Raw genomic sequence first — 3,476 nt, forward strand, 5'->3', positions numbered from 1 at the left:
ATAACGGCCTGGTTTCATACGGGGTTGACCCGTCTGACGCAATTGACTTGGGAACCGCAGGCTTCAGCGATTCTTGCCTAGCCACTGCATGTAAGCAGTTACACCCGCTTTCACATCAGCAAAAACATGGTCGCACCCAGTGGCACGCAGGGCGCCGAGGTCGGCCTGCGTGTAGCTTTGGTATTTACCCACCAGTGCCGGTGGGAAGGTGATGTAGTCGATGAGTCCGCCGCGCACGGCGTCCTCCAGGCTCAGTGCCGCGGCATCCTGCCCTTTGCGCAAGGTGTTCACGACGGCGAGCGCGACATCGTTGAAGGGCTGGGCCTTGCCGGTGCCAAGATTGAAGATACCGGATTGTTCTGGATGGTCAAAAAACCAGAGGTTCACCGCCACTACATCGTCAATGAAGACGAAGTCGCGCATCTGGCCGCCGGCGCCGTAGCCGCCGTATTCACCAAACAGCTTGACCTTGCCTTCAGCCTGGAACTGGTTGAACTGGTGAAAAGCCACGCTGGCCATGCGGCCCTTGTGTTGTTCGTGGGGGCCGTAAACGTTGAAGTAGCGAAAGCCTGCAACCTGGGTGGCTGCGCCTTCAAACCGGGTGCCGAGCTCGCGCCGCAGGCGCTGGTCAAAGAGCAGTTTGGAGTAGCCGTAGACGTTGAGCGGCCGTTCGAACTCGGGCAATTCCCGGAACGTGTCGGAGCCGCCGTAGGTGGCGGCCGACGAGGCATACAACAGGCGTGTGCCCTGGTCCTGGCAGGCATGGAACAACTCGCACGACAGCGTGTAGTTGTTGTCCATCATGTACTTGCCATCGGGTTCCATGGTGTCGCTGCAGGCGCCTTCATGGAACACGGCCTCGACCTGGCCGTAGGAGCCTTCGGCAAACAGGTCGTAGAAATCGTCAGCGTCCACATAGTCAGCGATCTGCAGGCTGGCCAGGTTGCGGAACTTGTCGCCCTCGGTCAGGTCGTCGACGGCAATGATGTCGTCGATGCCGCGGGCGTTGAGGCCTTTGATGATGTTGCTGCCGATAAAACCCGCAGCACCGGTGACGACCACTTTCATGATTTGCTCCAGCGGGTTTCAGAGAAGACTAGCTTGCCTTGGCAAGTTATGCCGGAACCAAAACCCGCAGCGCCTGTGACTACTATTTTCATGATGAATCCTTTAACCTGGGGCGCAATTCAATGCGCGGCAAACAGTTCGTCGTAACTGACCGTTGCAGTGCCGAACTTGCCGACTACGACGCCGCCGGCACGGTTGGCGATGGGCACTGCATCGCGAAGGCTCATGCCCGTGGCCGCCATGGCTGCCAGCGTGGCGATGACCGTGTCACCTGCGCCGGTAACGTCAAACACTTCGCGCGCCACGGCCGGTACATTCAGTTCACCCTGTGCGTCAAACAGGGTCATGCCCTCTTCGCTGCGGGTCAGCAGCAAGGCGTCGAGGTTTAGCGCGGTGCGCAGGTTGTGGGCTTTGGTGCGCAGCTCTGCCTCGTCGCTCCAGGTGCCGATCACGTGCTCAAGTTCGGCGCGGTTCGGCGTGATGACGCTGGCATTTTTGTAGCGCGTGTAATCAGCGCCTTTGGGATCAACCAGCACCACCTTGCCGGCGGCGCGGGCCTGGGCAATCATCAGCACGATATGCGCGAGACCGCCCTTGCCATAGTCGGAAAAAAGCACAGCGTCGTGCTGCGTGTGCAGTTTTTCAAAGGTAGCGGATTGCGAGGCAAGCACCTCGTTTTCCGGCGTGTTTTCGAAGTCAAGCCGGATCAATTGTTGCTGGCGGCCAATGACACGTAATTTGACCGTTGTTTTGAGCCGTGCGTCGCGGCCGAAATAAGGCGTGATACCGGTTTTGGCGACCAGCGCCTCCAGCTGGTGGCTGGCCTCATCGTCGCCCACCACAGTCAGCAGCGAAGCCTGTGCGCCCAGCGTGACGATGTTGTAGGCCACGTTGGCAGCGGCGCCTATGCGCTCTTCGGTGCGCGTGACACGTACCACGGGCACCGGGGCCTCAGGCGAGATGCGGTCTACCGCGCCGTACCAGTAGCGGTCCAGCATGGCGTCGCCCACCACGAGGACACGGGCCTTGGCGATTTTTTCAGGGGATAGGGTTGGAACGGTCATGTATGTCTGTTCTAAAACGGCTCAGCGGGGAGGGACTCTCTCCTCTTTACCAGCGGACACCACGGAACCGGCTTTGCCGGGCTGTAGGTGTCGCCCCCTGCAAGGGGGAAGTGGCGAAGCCTCCACGGGGGTGTGCCAAAACTTCTGGGGTGTTCATAATTCTTCTATTCGGCGCGTCGGGTAGCTGTCCCAAGCCTGGCAGCCGGGGCAGTGCCAGAAGTGCTGGGTGGCTTCAAAGCCGCAGGCGGCGCAGCGATAGCGCATGAGCGGTTTGGTTGCCTGGCCGAGCGAGCGCTGCACCAAGGCATGATGATGCRCATCCTGGAGTTGCTCCCCTTCTATCCATTTACCGGCCGCGACGAGGGATGCCTGGCGTTCCATGTGCCTGGCATACCACTGGCGAGCCGAGGCGGGGTCTTTTTCCAGCTTGACGATGGCTTCGACAACGTCGATGGATGGCGCGTTGGCGTAACTGGTCTTCAGCAGCTCCAGCGCGGCTGCTTCCTGGCCGTTTGCCTGAGCGATGTTGGCAAGCAGGCCGGCGGCAAGCGGCAGGCCTTGCGGTGCCAGCTCTTCCAGCTTCTGCAACGTCCGGAAGGCATCTTGCGGCCTGCCCAGCTGGTGCTGCAGTTTGGCCAGGTCTATCAGCGGCCGGGCCGATACCGGGGCCATGGTGACGGCCTGCTGCAAGGTGTCCAGAGCCTGCCCAGTATCGCCTGCCGCTGCGGATGCAACGGCTTGCTCACAGAGGTAATGAGCTTGCCGGGCGCTGAAGCTGCCGTGGCTTGACGTACCCAGTCTGGCGGCGATTTCCGTGGCATTGGCCCAGTCGCGCGAACGTTCATAGATAGACAGCAACGCAAGCCGCGCTTCCTCCTCGAAGGGAGTGCCCTCGAGTTTAAGCAGCGCGGTTTCAGCACGGTCGAGCAGGCCGGCCTTGAGAAAGTCCAGGGCCAGCGCATGYTGTGCGCGGTCGCGTTCCGGTTGTGTCAGGTCGCCGCGCGACATCAGGTGTTCGTGCACGCGCACGGCACGCTCATATTCGCCGCGGCGGCGAAACAGGTTGCCGAGGGCGAAGTGAAGTTCGGACGTATCGGGGTCGTTCTGTACGGCTTCGATAAAGGCGTCAATGGCCTGGTCCTGCTGTTCGTTGAGCAGAAAGTTCAGGCCCTTGAAATAGGCTTTGGGCGCCTGGCGGTTCTCGATACGCAGTTGCCGCAGGTCCAGCCGCGAAGCCAGTCAGCCCAAGGTGAAAGTAATCGGAAACCCGAGCAGGACCCAGGTGAAATCAAATTCCATGGTGAAGCGTGGACGGATCTTCTGTCACAGTGTGGGGTCCCATGG

The 3,476-nt window shown here is 60.8% G+C and carries 3 protein-coding genes; all 3 read right to left on the minus strand.

What is annotated here, in order from left to right:
- Window positions 1–63 precede the first annotated feature (63 nt).
- A complete protein-coding gene (gene rfaD / locus AC1D0Z_RS17915; protein ID WP_477659551.1) occupies window positions 64–1,068 on the minus strand; it encodes an ADP-glyceromanno-heptose 6-epimerase in 1,005 nt (334 codons plus the stop codon).
- Between the two features lie 119 nt (window positions 1,069–1,187).
- Window positions 1,188–2,132: a D-glycero-beta-D-manno-heptose-7-phosphate kinase gene (gene rfaE1 / locus AC1D0Z_RS17920; protein WP_477659552.1), complete on the minus strand. Its 945-nt coding sequence runs from the start codon at window positions 2,130–2,132 to the stop codon at window positions 1,188–1,190.
- 153 nt (window positions 2,133–2,285) lie between these two features.
- A complete protein-coding gene (gene lapB, locus AC1D0Z_RS17925) occupies window positions 2,286–3,371 on the minus strand; it encodes a lipopolysaccharide assembly protein LapB (protein ID WP_477659553.1) in 1,086 nt (361 codons plus the stop codon).
- Window positions 3,372–3,476: the final 105 nt, after the last annotated feature.

The sequence above is a fragment of the Polaromonas sp. P1_E3 genome, assembly GCF_056405935.1.